We start from the raw sequence: 21,098 nt of genomic DNA, 5'->3' as shown, positions 1-21,098 counted from the left end.
GCAAGAGACTCTAGAAGCTAAAGATATTACTGTTGTGGACAGTTCGATGGCGAAGAAGTCCATGATGGGGACATCCATCGGGAATGCGATGGAGTGGTTTGATTTTGGTATCTATTCATTTTTGGCAGTAACGATGGGAAGGGTGTTTTTTCCGGAGATTGACCCATCTTTTCAATTAATATACGCGTTTGCCACGTTTGCGGTGGCATTTATCGCTCGTCCGCTCGGCGGTATGTTCTTCGGGATGCTCGGTGACCGGATAGGCAGGAAGAACGTGCTGGCCATCACGATGATCCTGATGGCGGCTTCCACGCTCAGCATCGGCTTGATCCCGGGCTTTGCGGCGATTGGAATCACAGCTCAAATTTTACTATTATCAGCAAGGCTTGTGCAAGGTTTTTCAACCGGCGGGGAATATGCCGGGGCTATGACCTACATAACCGAAACAACTCCTGATAAAAAACGCAGCTTCATGGCCAGCGGCCTTGAGGTTGGGACACTGGTCGGCTTTATTGCCGGCGCCGGCCTTGTTACGCTGCTGACCTTTATGCTTGGCAGTGAAGCGATGACGGCATGGGGCTGGAGGATTCCGTTCTTCATTGCCGCTCCGCTTGGAATCATCGGCTTTTACTTCCGTAATCATTTAGGTGAAACGCCGGCATTTGAGGCGATGAATGAATCGATTGAAGAGAAAAAGAATGAAAGTGTAACGCTGAAAGAGATTTTTGCCGGACATTGGAGAGCATTATTGACTTGTACGGCGATCGTTATTTTCTACAATGTTATGAGTTATACCGTTCTGACTTATATGCCGTCTTATATGTCAGAAGAGCTCGGTTACAGTGAAGGGAAAGGACTCCTGATGCTTGTTCTGGTGATGATCGTCATGATTCCGATGGTATTGGCAATGGGGCATTTGAGCGACAAATTCGGACGGAACCGCATCCTGAAAGCCGGCCTGGCCGGCGCGGTTGTCCTTAGCATCCCCGCTTTCATGCTCGTCCGCTCTGGCAGCACCATTGGCTCTTTCTTTGGATTGCTGATCCTTGGACTGCTGCTGACGACTATGCAGGGCTCACTGCCGGCAACACTCCCGTCTTTATTTTATACGAAAGTGCGCTACGGGGCACTGGCAATCACGTATAATACAGCAACGTCCCTGTTCGGAGGCACAACACCGCTGCTGGTCGCATGGCTGGTGAGCGTAACCGGCAATAATATGGTGCCGGCTTATTACTTGATGGGCATGTGCCTGTTCGGCATCATTGTTGTCACCCTGTTTGTCAGGGAGACGGCAGGAAGATCGCTTCGCGGTTCTGCACCGGTTGTTGAGCATCAGAGCGAAGTGAAGGAAGTCCTTAAGAATCCGGAGAGGGCCTACTGGTGGAAGAATGAAGGAAGAGCCAGGAAAGGCGCTTTAGGTAAAGGGCTATTGGCTGGATTGTTGAATAAGCATTAGAAAAAAAGGTGCCTGACTCCAAACGCATACAAGCTGCGCTTATGGAGTCAGGCATTTTTTAATAAGGAGGGTGCAAGGTGAAAACCAAGGCTTTGCGATTGATATTTATCATAGTGGGGGCTTTAGCTGGAGGACTCATTGTATATCTTATAAACGGGGAATTTCCACTGGGAGTCCTGGCAGGCTTTGCGGCCGGCGCAGTGATTATCCTTGTTTTAGCTGTGTATAAAAGAAAAGAGTGAGGCAACCTGTCCCGCTGTCACAAGATACCTGAGAAAGTGGGGGGAAGGCACCTCATTAAGTTTTCGCTTCGTTCTTCAGCACCTAATATCGTTCCCCATTAGTCCTAAGGTTTAAGTCAAACATATTTCTCCTTATTCAGGAAATAATAACCCTTATGGACTTAAATAGGAGGAAAGACATGGAGACTCATCACAATCATATGAAGCTGACCGCCGCGGAATTGAGTTATTTATGGGCTTCTTACATAGCAGACAGTATGGCGGTTTGTATATTAAAGTATTTTCTTCGTCATATTGAAGATGAAGATATCCAGAAGCTTGCTTCCCATGCTTTGGATTTGTCACAGCAGCACATGGAGATCATAAGAGGGGTTTTTACAGAAGAAGGCATCCGGATTCCGCAGGGATTTACGGAGGAAGATGTGAATTTAGAGGCGAAGCGATTGTTTTCCGACATTTTTTATTTGCGCTACATACACAATATGGCGAAGGGCGGTCTTGCCACCTATGGCCGGGTGCTGCAGAATACATGGCGGTCTGATATTCATTCATTTTATTCCAAGTGCCTAACCTCAACAATCGAATTAAAGACCGAGGCCAATGAGCTGTTATTGGAAAAGGGACTGAGTGTGCGCCCGCCAAGCATTCCATATCCGGAAAAAACAGAGTTTGTTCATAAGCAGTCCTTTATTCTGGAAGGGCTGGGGAGGAGAGAATCCCTCACCGGGTCAGAGGTGACGAATCTTCATGCAAATATCCAGACGAATCATTTAGGAACCAGTATGGCTTCAGCCTTCAGCCAGGTGGCCAAATCGGATAAGGTCCGGAAATATATATTAAGAGGAAAAGAAGTTTCCCGGAAACATATAAAGGTTCTGAGCCGCTACTTGGAGATGTGTTCATTGCCTGTCCCCATGGGCTTTGACCAGGAAGTAACCGAATCAACCGAGTCGCCATTTTCAGACAAGTTAATGATGTTCCACTTTGGCCTGATGATTTATGCGGGAATCGGCAACTATGGAATAGCCATTTCAGAGAGCAATAGAAGCGATCTGGTCATTGATTATGAGCGGTTTACTGGAGAGGTCCTCAAGCTGTCTGAGGATGGAGTTAATCTAATGATTGAAAACGAATGGATGGAGCAGCCGCCATTGGCAGCAAATCGCAGTGACTTGTCGAAGGATTGATAAAAAAGAGGTGCCATTGCCCGGAACAGGGGGCAGGCACCTTTTTTGAGCTTCAGGATCATCCCCGCATAAACCCGCCTTCCGAATGGATAACCTGCCCGGTTATCCATCCGGCTTCATCGCTTGCCAGGAAGGCAATAAGCCGTGCGGTGTCGTCTGGTGTGCCAATCCGGCCCATTGGAAATTTAGGCAGGAGATGGTTTCTGATATCATCTGTCATCCACGTCGAATCGGTTGGACCTGGATTTACAGCATTGACGGTGATACCAAGAGGGGCAAGCTCTTGTGCTAATGACCTCGTAAAGGCAGAAATGGCGCCTTTGGTCGCTGCATAAGCCAGCTCACCGGGCATCGGGCCTAAATCCTGCCCGGATGTCATGTTGATGATCCTGCCTGCTGCTGAGTGCGAACCGTTAAATCGGCGGGCAAATTCAGCACACAGCAGGAAGGTTGACCTCATATTGACCGCGTAATGAAGGTCAAGTGTGCTCGCATCTAAAGTTTTATAATCATTAGTAACAGAATGAGCGGCATTATTAACCAAGATGGACGGAGAACCCAGTCGGCCTGCAGCTTCTTCATAGATGGCAAATGCCGCATTCTCATCCGATAAGTCAATCTTCAACGCCTCGCAGCGTACACCATTATCGGCAATATCATGGCGAAATTGTCCAATCCACTCAGCGTCTGAACGCCAGTGTGTAAAAAATATATCTATATCCTGTGAAGCGAGCTTGCGGCAAATCGCTGCACCAATTTCCTTTTCGCTGCTCGCTCCTGTAACCAGAGCAATTTTTCTTTGAGAATGATTCATAGTTTTTACCCCCAATTATTAGGGACGTTTGGCTGCGGGCATAGAAATGCTTTTTCCCCGAAAATAAAAGCAGACCCCTTTGACGGTGTCTGCCTGGCTGATGGGAATTTCATGACCCCACACCAAGCTCCCTGAAATGATGATCATAAGAATAAACGGACATACTCCCCACGAAAAAGGAATTGATTAAGGAGCCTCCCTCAAAAACTCATCCAAAAATTCCACTATGAAAGAATAAATGAATATTCCGGCTGGCAAAGCATTAACCGTTATAGAAAAAATACGCTTCCATAATGATTCTTTGCTGAACAGGGAAAGGATGCTTATGGGTATAGCGAATACAGAAAGAAGGAATGGGATGCAAAGGAGCCATGGAATGAATGATTTTAGGGCTGTGAAGGTGGAGTCAGAGACATAGATTGATAGTGGAAACCCAATCAATACTGCCCAGGCGATTATATAAGATATTTGTGTGACTGCTTTAAGGCTGTCTCTTTTTATAGCGTTCACCTCATTAAAATAATTGAATATTTTTGCGTAGAAAAATTCTGGGTGTTATCCTTTTACTAGGAATACGACAGGAAGAGAGGTGTAAGAGATGAAAGAGAAAATTACTGAACTGACGCTGGCCAGAAAAGATGCTCATATATTTTATTCTTCCCATCAATTAGATCATTACCTGAGCGCTGCAGCGGATTATATAGTCGCCGGCATTGAAGAGGGAGATCATATTATCCTGATAGAAAATGATCGGATTTTTTCTCTGCTGGAAGAGAAGCTGAAGCCGCTTTTACATAAAGAACAATTGGGCCAAATCCTTCATATCAATAATTTTGACTACTATTTTTCAAGCGGCAGCTTTAATCCGCCGTATATATTTGACTATCTTGATAACATACTAAAGCCTTATAATGAGCACAACATTTCCTTCAGGACCTGGGCCCATGTCGAATGGCGGGAGCAGGAAGGAATCCTGGAGATCCTTGAGGAGTTTGAAAATGAAGCTGACAGGCTTGTGAATGAAAATTCACTGTTGCTGGTCTGTGCCTATGACGCGGAGAGGGTCCCGGATACCCTTCATACTGCGCTGATGAAATGCCATGAATTTGTGATGACAGAAGACAGCATCATTCCTTCGGATCTCTATGCTAAAACGGAATCAGCATAAACTAATTCACTTCTTCTCTGCAGAGAGGCAGGGCTCCACCAAACGGGTGGAGCCCTTTTTTAAAATTCAATATAAAACGGCTGAATCTTGTCATCAAGACAATATTCAATCCGCTGCCTGAAGTTCAGGAAGGTCACCATTTCCAATGCCTGTTCAAGCGGAAAAAAGCCGACTTCCAGACTTTCAGGTGAAGTAGTCAATTGTCCTCCGACAGGACGTGCCAGGAACAGCGTATTGCATATGGAGCGGCTGACGTTTTGGAACAGGCCGCAGAATTTCAGGACCTCCACGTCGATCCCTGTTTCCTCTTTCGTCTCCCTGATGGCTGCATCTTTCAAAGATTCGCCTTCTTCGACTTGCCCTCCAGGCATTTCCCAGCCTCTTCTGGGTCCTTTAATCAAAAGGATTTGCTTTTGTTCATTGATGACGATTGCTGCTGCTGACACAATATGCTTTGGCGGTGAATAAATATTTTGTATACTGGCTGCCAAATCTTCTCCCCTTTTCTAAAATCATTGTGAAAATTCAGTTAATTAATTGTATCATAGGGTGATTGTGATGAGAACTCTATACATTAAAGAAGAAAAAAGCAGATAAAGTATGCAAAAAACCCGGTTCCAGTATGTTTGGAACCGAGTTAAATAAAAATTAAGAAAGGTGCATAACTTCCTCATCATTTATAACTATATTATGGCAATTGTGCAAAGCCTTCCTGAATGAATCAGGGGTCTTTCCTGCGGGATAAACACATACAGATATGAATCCTTTTTCTTTGATGCTCTTATCGACCTGCTGTTCATACTCTGTCAATTTTTCATAGATCTCCTTGTCTTCTCTCCATTCTACGAGTCCCCAGGTACTAATAGGAGTCTTTTTGTCCAGATGTGGTTCCAATGTTTTTAAAAATTCACTGACCACAATATGGGGATGGAAATTTCCTTGGGCATAATAGAAATCATAGTTGTTCATGACTAGCAGGTTGGATAATTGATCTGTATTTAATTCTTTTTGGAGCTTTTCCTGAATCAGGAGAAGGTTTCGATCGTTTTCAAGGAGAAAGATGAAATCGCCATTCTTGATGCCCGCCATGATAAAAGAAACGGCATTATTGATATAATTTTCTTCCTGGTTATAAAGATAGCAGATATGTCCGCCATTATTCTTCTTATACTCGTGATACAAATCCACAATTAAACTGTCCATGCATATCTCCTCATCTATGGATGTTTTAACATAAGTAAAAGTGAGCAACCCCATACACAGCTAAACAATATTACAGATTATATAATATCTTTTTCACTAAATCCAATTATACAAAACGATTCCTTCCTGACAGCATCCCAAATACCATTACTATAGCGGAGATGCCGATTAATGTAATCAGCGGCATTGTCCATGAATGTGTCAGGTCAAACAAGTACCCGATGAAAAGCGGTCCGATGGAGGCAAGGATATAGCCGGTCGATTGGGCCATGCCAGACAACTCAGCAGCCTGCCTGCCATTTCTGGCCCGCAGTCCTATGTAGCTGAGGGCGAGCGGAAAGCTGCCGCCAAGTGCGATTCCAATCAGGATGATGCTGATGATCAGGAGCGGGTAGGTGGAACCGATCAGCAGCCCGCAGTAGCCCGCTGCCGCACAAAGGCTGAGTGCGAAGGCAATCCACACCTGTGATTGATATCTGCCTGCAAGGACAGGGATGAAAAAGCTTGCCGGCAGACCTACCAGCTGGGTAAAAGACAGCAGCCACCCTGCCGTTGTAATGCTGATTCCGTGGCTTTGCAGAATTTCCGGCAGCCAGGAAATCGTAATATAAAACAAGGATGACTGAAATCCCATGAAAAGCGCAAGCTGCCAGGCTAGAGGTGTTTTCCACATTTTCCCGGAAGCTGTTCCGGGATTTGGCATGACGGTGCCAGGATTGCTTTGGTGATATCTGAAAAGGAAAAGCCACACAGTGAACGCAGCAATTACCGGAATGGCCCATACCGCCTGGGCACCCTGCCAGCCAAGATCCGCGTCGACTGCCAGGGGGACGCTGATTCCTGAAGCAAGCGAAGCGATCAATCCCATGGATGTTGAATACACGCTTGTCATCAGACCAAATTTATTCGGAAACTTCTCCTTTACAACTGCCGGCAGAAGGACATTGCCGATAGCGATGCCTAATCCGGCCAGAAAGGTCCCGGCAAAAAGAAAAAAGGCCATTGGAATCGAGCGGATAGCAATGCCGGTGAATAGGGAAAGCAGGCCGATCAGCAGTGTCCGCTCGTTTGTCAGGCGCAAAGCAATTTTTGGCACCAGGGGAGACATGAACGCAAATACCAGGAGCGGCAGACTCATCAGAAGACCTGCACTCCAGTGCGCCAGGCCGACATCATCCTGTATGATTCCAACAAGAGGCCCTAGAGAAGTGATGGCAGGTCTTAGGTTAAATGCGACCAAAATGATTCCTGCGATAAATAAATACTGTTTGGCTGGATCCATATTGGCTTTAGGATTCAGCTTTTCCATAAAACATTCCTTCTCTCATACCTATATTATTCTCAAGTATAGCATAGCAGGAAGGGGATTGACCGGGTGGAAAGGGGTATTGTTCTAAATTTCTGACAATGTTTCACGTGGAACAAATTTTTTACGGATTTTCAAAATACAGGGAAAGCGGGGAGGGTAAGGGTTGTGATATTAATGGGAATTCAAAAATTTTAACGCAGGTATTGTGAAGGGGAGGAGGGATGGATGTAATGATTATGCTTTCTCCCGCCCATGGAAGCAATCCGCTATTTTTTCTGCCCCGCACCAATGAACTAATCCATCCATCATAGCATGCGCCATTCCACCCGCCATTACCCCTCCGCACTGGAAGGAAATAACCTGCTGAACACCGTCAAAAAAGGCCATCCTAAAACAGATATTAAAGATGAATATTGGACCGAAGTCATTTACAATAGAGTGGGATTAGCAATAAGATATAACATCAAACCAAATAGCGAAAAGAAGAGGAATGAGGCAACGATGTCAGTCAAGACAAACGGTTTTCGAATAGAGAAGGACTTTCTGGGGTCAAAAGAGGTCCCGGCACATGCGTACTACGGGATTCAAACACTGCGTGCGGTAGAAAATTTCCCGATTACCGGCTACCGGATCCATCCTGAGCTGATCAAAGCGATGGCGATGGTAAAGAAGGCAGCTGCAATGGCGAATGTGGAGGTCAAGGCTCTTTACTCAGGCATTGGAGACGCGGTTGTCCAGGCGGCAGATGAAATGCTTGCCGGCAACTGGCATGATCAAGTAATAGTCGATCCGATCCAGGGGGGAGCAGGGACTTCTTTTAATATGAACATGAATGAAGTGCTGGCAAACCGGGCGCTTGAAATCATGGGCAGGGAAAAAGGGGACTATCCATACTGCAGCCCGAACACTCATGTGAATATGTCACAGTCTACGAACGATTCTTTCCCGACAGCGATGCACATATCCATTCTCAAGGTTCTCGAGCAGCTGGTTGATTCTATGGAGAATATGCATAAGGCATTTATGGACAAAGCTGATCAGTTTAACCATGTGATCAAGATGGGCCGGACACATCTTCAGGATGCTGTGCCAATCAGGCTTGGACAGGAGTTTGAAGCTTACAGCCGCGTGATTGAACGCGATATTAAGCGCATCAAGCAATCAAGGCAGCATTTGTATGAATTGAATATGGGAGCGACGGCTGTCGGCACAGGCTTGAACGCACAGCCCCGCTACATTGAATTAGTAGTTGAATATCTGGCAGATATCAGCGGCCTTCCATTCAAGGGGGCGGAGCATCTGGTTGATGCCACTCAAAATACAGATTCTTATACAGAAGTCTCCAGTGCATTGAAGATCTGCATGATCAATATGTCTAAAATCGCAAACGACCTGCGTCTGATGGCTTCAGGTCCCAGGGCAGGACTCGGGGAAATCTCCCTGCCTGCCAGGCAGCCGGGCTCTTCCATCATGCCGGGCAAGGTTAATCCGGTCATGCCGGAGCTGATCAACCAGACTGCGTTTCAGGTCATCGGCAACGACCAAACCATTTCACTGGCCTCTGAAGCCGGACAGCTGGAGCTGAATGTCATGGAGCCAGTGCTGATCTTCAACCTGCTGCAGTCGATCACCATTATGACGAATGCTTTCAATTCGTTTACCGAGCATTGTGTCAAAGGAATTGAAGCAAATGAGGACCGGATGAAGCAATATGTAGAAAAAAGCGTTGGCATCATCACAGCCGTCAATCCTCATATTGGCTATGAAGTGGCTGCCCGGATTGCCAGGGAAGCCATCCTGAACGGCGCCCCTGTCAGGGAACTCTGCCTGCAGTATGATGTTCTGACAGAAGAAGAACTGGACCTGATTCTGGATCCGTACGAAATGACACATCCAGGCATCGCCGGTGCTGCACTATTAGATAGAGACTAAACGATCAGGGAGAGATGAAAATGGAAATCGGAATCAGCACATTTGTGGAAACGACCCCTGACGTAAAAACAGGAGAAATTGCAAGCCATGCACAGCGGCTGCGCGAGGTGGTTGAGGAAATTATCCTGGCTGATGAAGTTGGGCTGGACGTTTTTGGTGTCGGTGAGCACCACAGGAAGGATTATGCTGCTTCTTCGCCCGCAGTCGTCCTGGCTGCTGCCGCGCCGCAGACCAAAAAAATCCGCCTGACGAGTGCTGTCACCGTCCTGTCATCGGCCGATCCAGTCCGGGTCTTCCAGGACTTTGCCACACTCGACGGCATTTCGAACGGCCGGGCTGAGATCATGGCGGGTCGCGGGTCGTTCATTGAATCGTTCCCGCTCTTCGGTTATGATCTCCAGGACTATAATGAGCTTTTCGATGAGAAGCTGGGCCTGCTCCTGGCACTGCAGAAATCTGAAAAAGTGACTTGGGCTGGAAATCACCGTCCGGCAATTGAAAATCTCGGTGTGTATCCGCGCCCGGTCCAGGATCCATTGCCGATCTGGATCGGGAGCGGAGGGAGCAGTGATTCTGTCATCCGCGCCGGACTTCTGGGACTGCCGCTTGTCCTCGCAATCATTGGAGGCCGTCCGGTGCAGTTTGCCCCGCTCGTACAGCTGTACTACAGGGCTGCAGCACAAGCCGGCCATGACATTTCCAAGCTCCAGGTAGCCTCCCATTCTCACGGATTTGTGGCAGAAAGCAATGAAGAGGCCGCGGATAAATTCTTCCCCCCGACCCAGCAGGCCATGAACGTCCTTGGCAGGGAACGGGGCTGGGGCCATTATGACCGCGGAGCCTTTGATGCGGCAAGCAGCTTTGAAGGTGCCCTGTATGTAGGAGATCCGGAAACGGTTGCTAAAAAGATCATCTACCTTCGAAAGAACGTCGGCATTACCCGCTTCATGCACCATGTGCCGGTCGGCAGCATGCCGCATGAGGATGTCATGAAAAGCATTGAACTGCTCGGCCGGGAAGTTGCGCCGATGGTGCGTGAGGAAATTGCCAAGTGGGAAGCAGAACAGAAATAAAAGGACAGAGGGGCATTTTTTGTCCCTCTTTTTCATCTTATTAGCTGTTGTACGTATTAGATTTTTTTAGCCATTGCAATAGAGTGGGGAAATAACAAGCTATCTTACGTATACGGCTATTTTTTTCGATTGTGAATAGAATTCATAAGCCAATTTATAATGCCGGTTAAAATAGTTCCAATCAAAATACAAACTCCAATAAATCCATATCCCATACCGCTCCAGCCGCCGATAAACAGACTGATAATGATAATGGCTATACTGATTATTATTAAAGCTGAAAAGCCTGCTCTGAGGTACTTGTCTTTCTGTACAGAACCTTTTAGAATTTTGGATGCTGCTGCAAACAAAATGCTGATTATCAATAAAATAAAGATAAAAACTCTAAAGCCTGCCATACTTTCTCCTCCGGAACTAACATATTTTACATTCGGTTGTACTATTATAGTAATTTCCATCAAAAAAGCCACAAAGTTCACAGCCTTTTAAGGAAGGAAAGCCTATAGTATGAAGGAAATGATCATTGATTTATTTGAGTCATATATGCATATAGCCCTGGTGCTAAGCCTTATAATCAACATTATCATCAGCCTGCTTGGAGTGGTACCCAGTGTTTTTCTGACTGCCGCGAATCTGGCGGTATTTGGTTTATGGGGAGGAATCGCCGTATCTTTTGCAGGTGAGGCCGTTGGGGCAGCCGTTGCCTTCAGCCTCTACAGAAAAGGATTTCAAAGGTTAAAGGATATGCGCGGCCTGTCCCACCCCAAAGTACAGAAACTATTGGAAGCCGACGGCAAGGAAGCATTCTCCCTGATACTCGCACTGAGGATTCTTCCTTTTGTGCCGTCAGGCCTTGTCACCTTTATTGCATCGATCGGAAAGACCAGTTTCCTTACATTTTTCCTCGCCAGCACTCTTGGAAAAATACCGGCCATCCTGATTGAAGGCTTTTCCGTTTACCAGATAATCAATATGGAATGGGAGTGGAGAATAGCTGCAATCGTGATAGCCGCCATTCTGCTCATTTATGTCTCAAGGAAGTTTCGTACCAGGTAAAAACAAGACAAGCGCCATTTGAGTGCTTGTCTATTTTTTTGTCAGGGGAATGGAAAAAGGAAATAGGCCTTCTGCATTGAATATGAATATATAAAAGCACGGAATAGGAGTGATCACAATGGCTATTAACAGCCTGAAAATATACCCGGATTGCCCTGTTGTAAAAAGAACAATAGAAGCGGGCGGCATGACGAAACAACAGCTTCTCCAGAGATTGCAGCAAGCCTCTATCCTGATGAACGAGTATGGAGAAAGATTGTTTGCTGATGACCTGTTCACAGCTTCTGCTGAAACATACATGATTGAAACAGTTGAACTGACGGTGTCTGGGCTTGGTTTTCAGCAGGGAGCTCCTCTGCACCGGATTTTTCAAAGAGCGGGTGAACTGGGGCTGGGTTTGTGTCCGCTGGAGCTGGGTCCTTACATGAGGCTGCAGTATTTGGATCAGCCTGAAGGGTTATCCGCAGAATTTCAGCGGCATCAGGCACCTTCCGGCTCCATCACCATTGCATCAGCCGTACTGACAGATGACCATGATTTCCCGAAGGGCTTTTATCTAAGAAGCATGGACGGCGCCTTATGGCTGCGCGGGTACATTGCGGATTACCTGCATATTTGGGATCCCAATGATCATTTTATTTTTGCAGAACCATCCTCGGGAGAAAAGAAATGAAAATGATCCCGTATCACCCGCGCTATGCCTCAGAGACCGTGAAGATGTGGAGGGACAGCAAGGAGAAGGCGATTGGGCAGAAAGAAATCCACAGCTTTGAGGACCATGTGTATTTTTTAAATAATATACTAGCTGAACAATTCCGGGTCGAACTGGCGCTGGTGGAAGGAAAAGTAGCCGGAATCATCGCCTATAATGACATTGAAATCAGCCAGCTTTATATTCATACTGATTATCAGGGAATGGGAATAGGAACAGCACTGCTCAGCAGGGCAAAAGAACAGTCGAGCGGAAGGCTGACTCTATATACATTTGAAATCAATAAGAATGCGCAGCGGTTTTATGAGAAGCATGGATTCAACATTATTGGCCGCGGATATGAAAACGAAGAGTATCTGCCGGATATTCTTTACGAATGGGAACGAGAGGACTTAAATTTATGAATGAAAAGTTTGTAACTATAAAAAGCTGCACACTATTTACAAAAATCATGGGCGAAAAGAACGGAAATCCAACCATCATCATGGACGCAGGCTATGGCGACCATTCAAAGGCCTGGGACCCGGTAATTGAAGAACTTTCAACATTGTCGAGAGTCTTCACCTTCGACCGGGCAGGGCTTGGAAAAAGCGAAAGGAGCACCAGCCCGAGAACCAGCCGCGAGATGGTAAAAGAATTAAAGGAGCTTCTTACCGAAGCTAATATTGCCCCTCCTTACATATTAGTCGGCCACTCATTTGGCGGCGGGAATATGCGGATGTATGCAACAGCACACCCTGATGAGGTGCGCGGGCTGGTACTGGTCGACTCGACACCTGAAGATTACAGGGAAAGATTTCTCCCGGCAATGCCGGAGGATTTTCAGGAAGCCTACCATAAGCAATTCGTCCGGGAAGGCAATTATGATGAGTTTATGGAGAGCCTTCAGCAGCTGAAAGATACGAGGCGCCGGTTAGACGTGCCGCTCATTGTCTTATCAGCCGGAAAGAAGGCTCACTATTCTGCTGAATCACAGGCATTGTGGAATGATATGCAGCGGGAACTGCTGGAGATCTCCTCGCATGGTGAACTGGTGATTGCTGAAAACAGCGCCCATTATATACAGCGGGATGAGCCTGATGTGATTGTGGATGCTGTAAGGAAGCTCATTGATCTGCAAGGCTGCGGATAAATCCCTTTTGAAGGACGCTAATTCTATATGAATGAATGTCCTTTCCAAATTGAGCCAAGGGACCTGTCCCCGTGGCTCTTATTCCCTTATCGTAATTTTCCTATTCTTGAATGATCCTGAGTGCTCCAGTGTAATATGTGCTTCAATGGCCTCAAGGCTATCCTTATTGAGCAGGTTTTGCTGATCCTTTAGCTTTTCCCAATCAGAATGATAGTGTCTGTATAGCTGGTGCTCCAGGTTTAAAAAGTCAATGTCGTTTTCTAAGCCTAGCTGATATAATTGTCTGATTTCCTTTATGACCCCTTTTTTTGTGTATTCCTCCATTGCACCAACCTTGATTGTGTTGTTCCTGATGCGGTTGCTGACAATTCCATTGGCAAGGTAGAGAATCTTGAAACGGAAGCTTTCACCCTGCTTTTCAGGGTGAATCTTAACACTTTGGCGGTCGAGAACAGCAAGGAATTCAGGCCTTTTTTCGTTTGGCAAAAGCAAGGGGGCGCGTACTGTCTCCGGAGTCAGCCATCTGATGCCTTTTAGCTGGTCGTAGGAAAAATATCCTTTGTACTTTTGTCCGGCGAGAAAGAAAGCACCATTAAATACGAGCTTTGGCTCACTCTTTTTGTTCTTCTTCCACTGCGTTTGATTGATAGTAAGTGATGGAACGTAGGATGTGCATGCTGGTTCAAAAAATTCACGTGCAAATTGGTTCAGCTTGATTGGCCTAATGGTAGAGTTTTGTTTATAGGTGCTCTCCGGGCTGTGAAGAATAGTATTCAGCGAGGTTTGATTAAAAAACCCGCCGGTAGAGAGAATATCGATTATGGGCTCTTTTGTTCCGAAAATCCAGGGTGTCGGCCGGAATTCATAATAACGTGTTAAGCCGTCAAAGACAGTGTCCAATCCTTTTTCCAGTGCAGCTTCACTCAAAACGATGGCTGTAACATGTGCCCATAGAAACTTCTCCTGTGCTGTCCCATAGGCTTTAAAAAAGGCATCGATGAATGTTTCTCCGCTCGACTCTGACACGTACACTTCAGGCGGTGCCTTTTCACCTCCCTCGCTTTTCGCCACCGAACCCAATCCGAGCATCTGAATATAGAGATGGTACTTTCCGTCCTGATAGTCGACCCCGACAGCTGTGGCAAAGTTCTGATTTTCAATCTCTGTAATATCACATGCCGTGGTATTGAAAAGAAATATAGTGGCCATTAAGGCTATAGCAAACTTATGCTTCATCCTATTTTCTCCGCTTCTGAATGAATGAAATTCCAAATCTCTTGCGATCGAAGGGGTTCACAAACAAGGCTGCCAGATATTCTCTGAATTTGAGTGAGGCAATTGGCTCAAGATAAGCCACTTTAAATGATTCTAGTACTGACAGGTAAATGAGGATGCTTAAAGCTCCAATGAAAAGTCCGTAAACACCTAAGAAAATCGATAAAATTAACGTAAAAAAACGAAGGATGCTGACGGTTCCAACCAGCGACTGATTTACCAGCGTGTAACTTGCGACCGCAGTCAGCGCAATAATTACAATCATGGTTGGCGAAGTAAGGCCTGCACGGATTGCAGCATCCCCAATAATGATTCCTCCCACGATTGAAACAGTCTGGCCAAGCACCGTGGGCATCCGGACTCCTGCTTCTCTTAACAGCTCAAATAGCCCCAGTATAAAAATAGCTTCCACGCCGGTTGGGAGCGGCAATCCTTCCCGTGACACAACGAGTGTTGCCAATAAGGCAAATGGCAGCTGGTCATTATTTACAGAAGATAACGACACCCAGAACCCCGGCAGGAATATTGCAGCTATTAAGCCTATCATTCGAATCAATCTTCCAAAGACAACAAAGTAGTAGGGAAAATGCACATCCTCTGGCGATTTAATTAACTCGAACACATTTGTTGGCCCGATCAATACAGATGGAGACCCATTCACAATCAAAATAAACCTTCCCCGCAGCATGCTTTCAACGACAAAGTCCGGACGGGTCACATAATCAAATAAAGGAAACAAAGAGAAGGAGCGATCAGAAAGCCATTGCTCCAGCTGGCCGCTGCTCACAATACTTTCACCCTGAAAATCATTAAGCCGATGCCTGGCCTCGCTAATGAAATCTGAGTTGACCTTGTCATGTAAATAGAGCAAAGATATCTCTGTTTTACTAATGGAACCTAAAGTAAAGGATTCACAATAAAGCTGTTCTGACTTCACTCTTTTGCGAATCAAAGAAATATTGGTATTCATCTCTTCGGTAAAACTATCCTTAGGCCCCTTAATAGACACCTCGGTTGATGATTCCTGCGGAGTCCGCTGCGGCACTTTGCTGATATCAAACACATAGAAAAATGGGGTTCCTTCCCGGAACACAATCAGGGAACCGGAAAAAATCAGTTTAATCATTTCTTTCATGCTTTTTATGTGCTGGACAGGAGGCAGGATTTCATAATAGCTCCGTGGTTCTTCTCTGCTGATACTAAGCAGAATCCGATTGAAGTACTCATTCAGCTGCCTGGAATCAAGCATGCCTTTGCAATAAAAAGCTTGAAGATCATCGCCTTTTTCAATTGGGACGAATTCAATATCAGCATAATGTTCAAAGAACATCCTCAAATCCCCGCCGGTCAGAGTCCCTTTTGCCAAAATATGATCGTAACGCACCATGTTCATAAAGTTTGGGTTCCTTTCCTTACAGGCAGATAACTAATGATCAATAACGCCAGTGTAATAAAAACGGCAAAGGCGAAGGCTGCCGGATAAAAAAAATGTCCGATTATCATTTGCACCCACATATCGCTTACGGGAGCCAGTGTTAATATTCCTAAAAGCAGTGACACCACCACAAACATTTGCTTCTTATTAGAAAAGGCCGGATAATCTTTTAGCATATTTGTAAGAAGATAGAGACCCAGCGATATTCTGATGATTTCACCGCTTAATAATTGAAATACGGCCAGGAAGTCAACGTGGGAAATATATTCTCCCAGGGTGATAAGGCGCCATTGCTCAAAGGCGGGAAAACGCATATTAGCTGCAAGAGTGGGTCCGAATGAAGATAAACATCCCATGGTAGGCCCAAGAATAAGACCCGCCAGGATCGTAATAAGCACAAAAAGATTCTGCCTTGTTAACGGTTTTTTAAGACGGTGCTGAAGAAGCAGTAGTACAAGGAGGTCAGCGCTTCCCCCAAGAATGATGATGGTTCCTTTAACAATAGGTGGATATCCCTCTGTAAAAACCGGCATGAGATAGGAATAATCTTTTTCCTCCGCGGTAAATAAGGAGACAAAAACTCCAAGCATCCACACAATCGGGAGCAGCACTGCAGAAACATAAACAATCGATTTTAAACCATTGTAGGCGGACCATGCACTGATCAGCAGAAAAGGCAGCAGGACAGCAACGGAAGGGGTATGCGGCAGAAAGTAAATATGCACGGATTGAATCAAATCATAAAAAGAAATGGCGCTGATAGTGAAAATGAAAACCCAAAAGATAGACATGAAGACTCGAGATACAGTCCTTCCTGCACGCTCTTTGACCCAATCAAAGAGGAACAGCCGCTTCGGATTTTTTTTCATAATCAAATATAGGATACAGCCCCAGCTCAGTAAAAAGGCATAAGCAATCAGCACGCAGATCCATGCATCCCGTTTTCCTGTGGCCAGCAAGTGAGGCATGATGAGAACATGGTTGGAAATGCCGATAAATAGAATCAGGACAAAAATCAATTGAATACGGGAAAATTGCATGCAAGCACCACCAGACTATATTTCTGCTGAAGTTAGGTTTTGTTTTATTTTCCAAAGTATGCATGATATAGCACAGCAGCAGAACTGTTATTGCTCAAGAGGTTAAAGTAAGGAGTGAAGACCAGTTAATATTAATTGCCGGTCTGTCCCTGAAACAGTAAGAAGGAAATTCGCTGCCCGGCAGCGAAAGGAGTCATATGCATTTTTTGGGAAAAACAGCAAAGGAAGCTGATCATAATGAAATTGATAAGACCCGCAAAGATACATAAAGAACAAATGTTGGCATACCGAAAAGCATTTCTGGACTCGGGAGAATATCTTTATGGGGGCTCTTCCCTGCAAAACTATGAAAAATATGAGGAATGGCTTGAAAAAGTCATAGGTCAGGAGAAAGGAAAGCTGCCGCCAAACCGGGTCCCTGCGACTCAATTCGTAAGCATGGTTGATGGTCGAATAATCGGTTTGGTGAATATCCGCCACCGGCTGACACCAGAACTGCTGGTGGAGAGCGGGCATATCGGCTACAGCATCCATCCGGCTGAACGCCGCAAAGGATATGCCGCTGAACAGCTGAAGATGAGCCTGGTCGAAGCAAAGAAACTGGGTTTGGAAAAAGTGCTGGTCACATGTGATAAAGCAAATATAGCTTCAGCCAGGACCATTCAGAAAGTTGGCGGGGTATTGGAGAATGAGGTCATTTCGCCAGACAGCGGTGAGGCGGTTCAGAGGTATTGGATACAAGTATGACTTCTAATCCGTCTTTTTCCGCACAGGGAATGGCGGATTCAGCTTTTCTTTTTAAGATATAGTAAGCAAGAAAGGAGGCAGAATATGGATTGGCTCGAGAGATTGAATAGAGCAATGGATTATATTGAGGAGAATTTAGCAGGTGAAATAGATGGAAAAGAAATAGCGAGAAGAGCTTGCTGTTCGGAATACCATTTTCCGAGGATGTTCTCTTCAATGACTGGTATTTCTTTGTCTGACTATATCAGGCGGAGGCGCTTGTCACAGGCGGCGTTCGAGCTTCAAAACAACGCTGAAGTCCGGGTGATTGATCTGGCGTTTCTTTATGGCTATGATTCCCCGGATGCCTTCAGCCGTGCTTTTAAAAACCTTCATGGAATCACTCCGTCAGCTGCCCGCAGCAAAGGAATTAAATTAAAAGCCATACCGAGACTTACCTTTCAAATTTCAATTAAAGGGGACGAGGAAATGGATTACCGGATCGAAGTATTGGAAACCGATGTTGAAATAGTGGGAGTCAGGCGGAAGGTGGTTACGGAGGACGCTTTTAAAACAATCCCGGGGCTGTGGAAAGAAGCAACTGAAACTGGCCTGCTGCAGCGGTTTATTGATCTATCCTGGGAAAATCCCCAATGCAAGCTGGAAGGGATACTGGGTCTAGTCGGAAAACAGGCTGCCATTACCGATGAAGAGTTCGATTATTTCATGGGCTGTCGTTATATGGGTGAATCTGCAAGCGGCATGGAGAAAATCGTAATTCCCGCATGTACTTGGGCTGTTTTCCCTGACATTACTGATGCATGGAACCGCCTGTACACCGAATGGCTGCCTGCCTCAGGTTACGAACTGGCAGATCAGCCGTGCGTTGAGAATTATTTGGCGCCTGACAGGGTTCCGAACAGCGAGTTGTGGGTGCCGGTTGCAGCTAAATAGCGGGAAGGAGCGACAGTTTTTTTGTGACAAGCTGTATGAGAAACCTGTTCCTTTGTCTTTGAAAATCTACCAGGGGGTGTTTCCTATCAAGCCAACTCTGTTAATCTTTGGAACGGACCATTTTGCAGGCATAGATAATGGAGATGTGTATATGACAGAAAAAATGGATATTTTATCAGGCACAAGGCAAGCAGAAATCCAGGAGGTTATCACTTGTTTAAAGAATTTTAACCCGACAAAGATTGCCTTGGAAGTTCTGCAGGGTAAGGAAGAAGCATTGAATGATGAATATGCTTCTTATTTGAATGGAGACAATGCATTAACCGTTAATGAAATCGATCAAGTCGGATTCCGGCTGGCGAAGGAATGCGGTTTGGGACATGTACATGCAGTCGACTGGAATCAGGATGAGGAAGGCGTTCCGGACCTGGGGGCTCTAAGTGAATGGGAAGATACGGATGAGTATAAGGCATTTGCAGAGCTAGGACAGAAAATTAATTCTGAAGCAAATACATACTTGCAGGATCATTCTATAAAAGACTATCTGCTTTGGCATAATGAACCGCGGAATATTGCCAGGGGACAAGAGCTTTATATGAGAATGTCCCTGGTTGGAAGCGATAGCAACCCGGCGGGCGCCATTTGGACAGCGAAGTATTGGTATTATCGAAATCTGCTGATCTATAGGAACCTGGTGAACTTAGTGAATTCCAACGAGGAACGGATCTTTGTTTTATATGGTGCTGGACATCTCCATCTGCTAATGCAGTTTGCAAGGGAGAGCGGGTTATTTGATGTTGAGGTAGCTGGGGATTATTTGGGGTAGGGATTAACTTTTGATTTAGTGTGGAGCCGGGGGGTCTGTCCCCATGGCTCGTTCGCTGTTTTAAAAAAATGAAACTCTCCTCCCCCCTGTTCCGTATACAAATATTAACAGGAGGGATACCAATGGAAGTTAAAGTGGCAGAGAAGAATGGGAGCCTGGAGATAAACTGGCTATTAAATAAGACTGAAATACCGTTATCGGCTATTACAGAAGTATCGAATGATGATACATATGGCGGGCAGGAAAAGGAAGCTATAAGGATTGGGTTTCCATCCGGCAATACAGACAGAGTGGTCATTAAAACAAAGAAAGAAACTTATATACTTTTTACAAGTATTGGCGGCATAAAAGAAAAGATCTTAACTTTGATGAATAAGTCTGTGCGTTGAACTTAAGGAGGATTAGCGCTTTTTTTGTTGAAGTTCTTTAATAAACGGGCAGACACTCCATGTGCATTCTCAGCTGAAAGTGAAGGGGGAGAATGATTGAAGAAGTTCATGCTTTTCGGATTTATTTCTATCATGATCATCCTTGGAGTTATGTATATGATCAATTCAAGAAGCACAACTTTTAACCAAGCGGTGCCTGATATGTCTGAGGTTTCGTCTATACAAATAATCAAATCTTCAACTAATAAGGAAGTTATTTTGGAAAAAGAGAGCGATGTAAAATCACTGATCCAAAGCTGGTCTGAAATGGAACTAAAGGCAGATGAAATGGGCTCTCTGGATTTTAAAGAATCGTATTGGATCACTCTAAAAGCTAATGATGAGAGGGAATACGGGCTGACAGTTTACGATGATAAATACTTATTGGTTTATGATTTCAGCAAAAGGACAAAAAAAGACAGCAGCAGGAGTTACCAGATTATCAGCGGGGCTGATTTGGACGATATTGAGCAGTATTTTTAGTCTTGAGAGGAGCTCATATGGAAAATTCATTAACCATAACAATGGAAGCTACACATTCATTGAACTTCTTAATTTATATCCAGAATATATTCCTGAATAAAACCCGGAGCAAGTCTGATTTGAAGTTTCCCTATATGCCGGCAGAGTGCCAGCTGCGCGAAGACTTTGATGTGCGCTTCAGAGATTTATGGAATGATATATCAGAAAGAATAGCTGATGATCCATCACAAGATCAATCGATTTTAATCGAAGAAAGAAACTTATTCTATCAGACACTGTTCACTGAAAATGAAGATTCATTATTAGAATTCGATTTGATCTATAAATCCTTTGGAGCGTGGTGGAGAAGCCTTGCTGGAGGTTTTGCTGTAGAAATATGTATGGGTGAAACTTTGGATAAAGTTTATAGAGGGTTAGCTGATTTGCTATTAGAAAAGGGAATTAAGCCGCGAAAAAACCTGTATCTTAACCTTATCTACGATCAGTGTTTATTGGCAGATGCAGAACCCTCCTCTTATTATGCCACCCTTTCTATAGAAGATGGTTTTATGAGGTATAAAGAAATCCCTGGAAGATTACTGCACAGTATTGATTAAGCTAGTATGCATAAGCATTCGGGGGCAGTGCAATTTGAAAAGGGGGCT

24 protein-coding genes are annotated in these 21,098 nt (G+C 45.2%); 16 read left to right on the top strand and 8 right to left on the bottom strand.

Annotated elements, in window-relative coordinates; all coding sequences use genetic code 11:
• Positions 1-46: 46 nt before the first annotated feature.
• The 3 genes from FZD51_RS12210 (at position 47) to FZD51_RS12205 (ending at position 2,888) form a co-directional block, all read left to right on the top strand.
• Positions 47-1,459: an MFS transporter gene (locus FZD51_RS12210; RefSeq protein WP_187445760.1), complete on the top strand. Its 1,413-nt coding sequence runs from the start codon at positions 47-49 to the stop codon at positions 1,457-1,459.
• Between the two features lie 77 nt (positions 1,460-1,536).
• Positions 1,537-1,701 carry a hypothetical protein gene (locus FZD51_RS26165; protein ID WP_187445730.1) on the top strand — a complete coding sequence of 55 codons (165 nt, stop codon included), beginning with the start codon at positions 1,537-1,539 and terminating at the stop codon, positions 1,699-1,701.
• A gap of 179 nt (positions 1,702-1,880) precedes the next feature.
• Positions 1,881-2,888 carry a DUF3231 family protein gene (locus FZD51_RS12205; protein ID WP_262380896.1) on the top strand — a complete coding sequence of 336 codons (1,008 nt, stop codon included), beginning with the start codon at positions 1,881-1,883 and terminating at the stop codon, positions 2,886-2,888.
• Between the two features lie 58 nt (positions 2,889-2,946).
• Here FZD51_RS12205 and FZD51_RS12200 read toward each other — a convergent pair whose 3' ends face one another.
• Positions 2,947-3,702 carry an SDR family oxidoreductase gene (locus FZD51_RS12200; RefSeq protein WP_148975028.1) on the bottom strand — a complete coding sequence of 252 codons (756 nt, stop codon included), beginning with the start codon at positions 3,700-3,702 and terminating at the stop codon, positions 2,947-2,949.
• A gap of 598 nt (positions 3,703-4,300) precedes the next feature.
• Here FZD51_RS12200 and FZD51_RS12195 point away from each other — a divergent pair.
• Positions 4,301-4,870 (top strand): MEDS domain-containing protein, encoded by a 570-nt coding sequence (locus FZD51_RS12195; RefSeq protein ID WP_148975027.1) that lies wholly within the window; start codon positions 4,301-4,303, stop codon positions 4,868-4,870.
• 59 nt (positions 4,871-4,929) lie between these two features.
• Here the strand turns inward: FZD51_RS12195 and FZD51_RS12190 are convergent, their stop codons facing one another.
• The 3 genes from FZD51_RS12190 to FZD51_RS12180 all read right to left on the bottom strand — a co-directional run bounded on the left by FZD51_RS12190 (position 4,930) and on the right by FZD51_RS12180 (position 7,382).
• The gene (locus tag FZD51_RS12190) at positions 4,930-5,361 is read right to left on the bottom strand and encodes an NUDIX hydrolase (protein WP_148975026.1); all 432 of its coding nucleotides are present in this window, start codon (positions 5,359-5,361) and stop codon (positions 4,930-4,932) included.
• Positions 5,362-5,518: 157 nt separating this feature from the next.
• Positions 5,519-6,073 (bottom strand): MEDS domain-containing protein, encoded by a 555-nt coding sequence (locus FZD51_RS12185; protein ID WP_187445729.1) that lies wholly within the window; start codon positions 6,071-6,073, stop codon positions 5,519-5,521.
• A gap of 106 nt (positions 6,074-6,179) precedes the next feature.
• The gene (locus FZD51_RS12180) at positions 6,180-7,382 is read right to left on the bottom strand and encodes a CynX/NimT family MFS transporter (protein WP_148975024.1); all 1,203 of its coding nucleotides are present in this window, start codon (positions 7,380-7,382) and stop codon (positions 6,180-6,182) included.
• A gap of 501 nt (positions 7,383-7,883) precedes the next feature.
• On the opposite strand from FZD51_RS12180, the gene aspA reads away from it, so the two are divergent.
• Both aspA and FZD51_RS12170 read left to right on the top strand, forming a co-directional pair.
• Entirely contained in the window at positions 7,884-9,314 is a 1,431-nt protein-coding gene (aspA, locus tag FZD51_RS12175; RefSeq protein ID WP_148975023.1) for an aspartate ammonia-lyase, read from the top strand.
• Positions 9,315-9,334: 20 nt separating this feature from the next.
• On the top strand, positions 9,335-10,387 hold the full coding sequence (locus tag FZD51_RS12170; RefSeq protein WP_148975022.1) for an LLM class flavin-dependent oxidoreductase: 1,053 nt from the start codon (positions 9,335-9,337) through the stop codon (positions 10,385-10,387).
• Between the two features lie 116 nt (positions 10,388-10,503).
• On the opposite strand, the gene FZD51_RS12165 is transcribed toward FZD51_RS12170, so the two are convergent.
• Positions 10,504-10,785, bottom strand: a complete 282-nt coding sequence (locus FZD51_RS12165; protein ID WP_187445728.1) for a YesK family protein — start codon at positions 10,783-10,785, stop codon at positions 10,504-10,506.
• Between the two features lie 109 nt (positions 10,786-10,894).
• Between FZD51_RS12165 and FZD51_RS12160 the strand changes: the two genes are divergently transcribed.
• The 4 genes from FZD51_RS12160 (at position 10,895) to FZD51_RS12145 (ending at position 13,287) form a co-directional block, all read left to right on the top strand.
• Positions 10,895-11,443 carry a TVP38/TMEM64 family protein gene (locus FZD51_RS12160; RefSeq protein ID WP_148975020.1) on the top strand — a complete coding sequence of 183 codons (549 nt, stop codon included), beginning with the start codon at positions 10,895-10,897 and terminating at the stop codon, positions 11,441-11,443.
• A gap of 118 nt (positions 11,444-11,561) precedes the next feature.
• Complete coding sequence (locus tag FZD51_RS12155) at positions 11,562-12,116, top strand: helicase (RefSeq protein WP_148975019.1); 555 nt, start codon at positions 11,562-11,564, stop codon at positions 12,114-12,116.
• Positions 12,113-12,559: a GNAT family N-acetyltransferase gene (locus FZD51_RS12150; RefSeq protein ID WP_148975018.1), complete on the top strand. Its 447-nt coding sequence runs from the start codon at positions 12,113-12,115 to the stop codon at positions 12,557-12,559. Before FZD51_RS12155 ends, FZD51_RS12150 begins: the two co-directional genes overlap by 4 nt.
• Positions 12,556-13,287 (top strand): alpha/beta fold hydrolase, encoded by a 732-nt coding sequence (locus FZD51_RS12145; RefSeq protein ID WP_148975017.1) that lies wholly within the window; start codon positions 12,556-12,558, stop codon positions 13,285-13,287. The genes FZD51_RS12150 and FZD51_RS12145 overlap by 4 nt, the downstream gene beginning before the upstream one ends.
• A 78-nt stretch (positions 13,288-13,365) precedes the next feature.
• On the opposite strand, the gene FZD51_RS12140 is transcribed toward FZD51_RS12145, so the two are convergent.
• Genes FZD51_RS12140 through FZD51_RS12130 form a run of 3 tightly spaced genes read right to left on the bottom strand, consistent with a single transcriptional unit; the run spans position 13,366 to position 17,037 of the window.
• The gene (locus tag FZD51_RS12140) at positions 13,366-14,523 is read right to left on the bottom strand and encodes a Ger(x)C family spore germination protein (protein WP_148975016.1); all 1,158 of its coding nucleotides are present in this window, start codon (positions 14,521-14,523) and stop codon (positions 13,366-13,368) included.
• Between the two features lies 1 nt (position 14,524).
• A complete protein-coding gene (locus FZD51_RS12135) occupies positions 14,525-15,955 on the bottom strand; it encodes a spore germination protein (RefSeq protein WP_148975015.1) in 1,431 nt (476 codons plus the stop codon).
• Positions 15,952-17,037, bottom strand: coding sequence for a GerAB/ArcD/ProY family transporter (locus tag FZD51_RS12130; protein WP_148975014.1), 1,086 nt, complete (start codon positions 17,035-17,037; stop codon positions 15,952-15,954). Before FZD51_RS12130 ends, FZD51_RS12135 begins: the two co-directional genes overlap by 4 nt.
• Before the next feature lie 237 nt (positions 17,038-17,274).
• Between FZD51_RS12130 and FZD51_RS12125 the strand changes: the two genes are divergently transcribed.
• From FZD51_RS12125 to FZD51_RS12100, 6 genes are all read left to right on the top strand, one after another.
• Complete coding sequence (locus FZD51_RS12125; RefSeq protein ID WP_187445727.1) at positions 17,275-17,784, top strand: GNAT family N-acetyltransferase; 510 nt, start codon at positions 17,275-17,277, stop codon at positions 17,782-17,784.
• Positions 17,785-17,868: 84 nt separating this feature from the next.
• Positions 17,869-18,717, top strand: a complete 849-nt coding sequence (locus FZD51_RS12120; RefSeq protein ID WP_148975012.1) for an AraC family transcriptional regulator — start codon at positions 17,869-17,871, stop codon at positions 18,715-18,717.
• 151 nt (positions 18,718-18,868) lie between these two features.
• Entirely contained in the window at positions 18,869-19,543 is a 675-nt protein-coding gene (locus tag FZD51_RS12115) for a DUF5694 domain-containing protein (protein WP_148975011.1), read from the top strand.
• Positions 19,544-19,665: 122 nt separating this feature from the next.
• The gene (locus FZD51_RS12110; RefSeq protein ID WP_148975010.1) at positions 19,666-19,932 is read left to right on the top strand and encodes a SunI/YnzG family protein; all 267 of its coding nucleotides are present in this window, start codon (positions 19,666-19,668) and stop codon (positions 19,930-19,932) included.
• A 96-nt stretch (positions 19,933-20,028) separates the two neighbouring features.
• Positions 20,029-20,454: a DUF5301 domain-containing protein gene (locus FZD51_RS12105; protein ID WP_148975009.1), complete on the top strand. Its 426-nt coding sequence runs from the start codon at positions 20,029-20,031 to the stop codon at positions 20,452-20,454.
• Positions 20,455-20,471: 17 nt separating this feature from the next.
• A complete protein-coding gene (locus tag FZD51_RS12100) occupies positions 20,472-21,050 on the top strand; it encodes a hypothetical protein (RefSeq protein WP_148975008.1) in 579 nt (192 codons plus the stop codon).
• The last annotated feature ends 48 nt before the right edge of the window (positions 21,051-21,098 follow it).

Origin of the sequence: Bacillus infantis, from assembly GCF_008180445.1 — a bacterium.
In the GTDB taxonomy this organism is placed as follows: domain Bacteria; phylum Bacillota; class Bacilli; order Bacillales; family Cytobacillaceae; genus Bacillus_AB; species Bacillus_AB infantis_B.
Note: the sequence above shows the minus strand (reverse complement) of the source record. Positions and strands in the feature narration are given on the sequence as shown.

Coding starts and splice junctions, on each gene's coding strand:
- FZD51_RS12155 (WP_148975019.1), top strand. CDS start 11,562: ATGGCTATTAACAGCCTGAAAATATACCCGGATTGCCCTGTTGTAAAA.
- FZD51_RS12125 (WP_187445727.1), top strand. CDS start 17,275: ATGAAATTGATAAGACCCGCAAAGATACATAAAGAACAAATGTTGGCA.
- FZD51_RS12140 (WP_148975016.1), bottom strand. CDS start 14,523: ATGAAGCATAAGTTTGCTATAGCCTTAATGGCCACTATATTTCTTTTC.
- FZD51_RS12110 (WP_148975010.1), top strand. CDS start 19,666: ATGGAAGTTAAAGTGGCAGAGAAGAATGGGAGCCTGGAGATAAACTGG.
- FZD51_RS12100 (WP_148975008.1), top strand. CDS start 20,472: ATGGAAAATTCATTAACCATAACAATGGAAGCTACACATTCATTGAAC.
- FZD51_RS12205 (WP_262380896.1), top strand. CDS start 1,881: ATGGAGACTCATCACAATCATATGAAGCTGACCGCCGCGGAATTGAGT.
- FZD51_RS12185 (WP_187445729.1), bottom strand. CDS start 6,073: ATGGACAGTTTAATTGTGGATTTGTATCACGAGTATAAGAAGAATAAT.
- FZD51_RS12120 (WP_148975012.1), top strand. CDS start 17,869: ATGGATTGGCTCGAGAGATTGAATAGAGCAATGGATTATATTGAGGAG.
- FZD51_RS12165 (WP_187445728.1), bottom strand. CDS start 10,785: ATGGCAGGCTTTAGAGTTTTTATCTTTATTTTATTGATAATCAGCATT.
- FZD51_RS12115 (WP_148975011.1), top strand. CDS start 18,869: ATGACAGAAAAAATGGATATTTTATCAGGCACAAGGCAAGCAGAAATC.
- FZD51_RS12210 (WP_187445760.1), top strand. CDS start 47: ATGGCGAAGAAGTCCATGATGGGGACATCCATCGGGAATGCGATGGAG.
- FZD51_RS12145 (WP_148975017.1), top strand. CDS start 12,556: ATGAATGAAAAGTTTGTAACTATAAAAAGCTGCACACTATTTACAAAA.
- FZD51_RS12135 (WP_148975015.1), bottom strand. CDS start 15,955: ATGAACATGGTGCGTTACGATCATATTTTGGCAAAAGGGACTCTGACC.
- aspA (WP_148975023.1), top strand. CDS start 7,884: ATGTCAGTCAAGACAAACGGTTTTCGAATAGAGAAGGACTTTCTGGGG.
- FZD51_RS12170 (WP_148975022.1), top strand. CDS start 9,335: ATGGAAATCGGAATCAGCACATTTGTGGAAACGACCCCTGACGTAAAA.
- FZD51_RS12200 (WP_148975028.1), bottom strand. CDS start 3,702: ATGAATCATTCTCAAAGAAAAATTGCTCTGGTTACAGGAGCGAGCAGC.
- FZD51_RS12150 (WP_148975018.1), top strand. CDS start 12,113: ATGAAAATGATCCCGTATCACCCGCGCTATGCCTCAGAGACCGTGAAG.
- FZD51_RS12130 (WP_148975014.1), bottom strand. CDS start 17,037: ATGCAATTTTCCCGTATTCAATTGATTTTTGTCCTGATTCTATTTATC.
- FZD51_RS12160 (WP_148975020.1), top strand. CDS start 10,895: ATGAAGGAAATGATCATTGATTTATTTGAGTCATATATGCATATAGCC.
- FZD51_RS12180 (WP_148975024.1), bottom strand. CDS start 7,382: ATGGAAAAGCTGAATCCTAAAGCCAATATGGATCCAGCCAAACAGTAT.
- FZD51_RS12195 (WP_148975027.1), top strand. CDS start 4,301: ATGAAAGAGAAAATTACTGAACTGACGCTGGCCAGAAAAGATGCTCAT.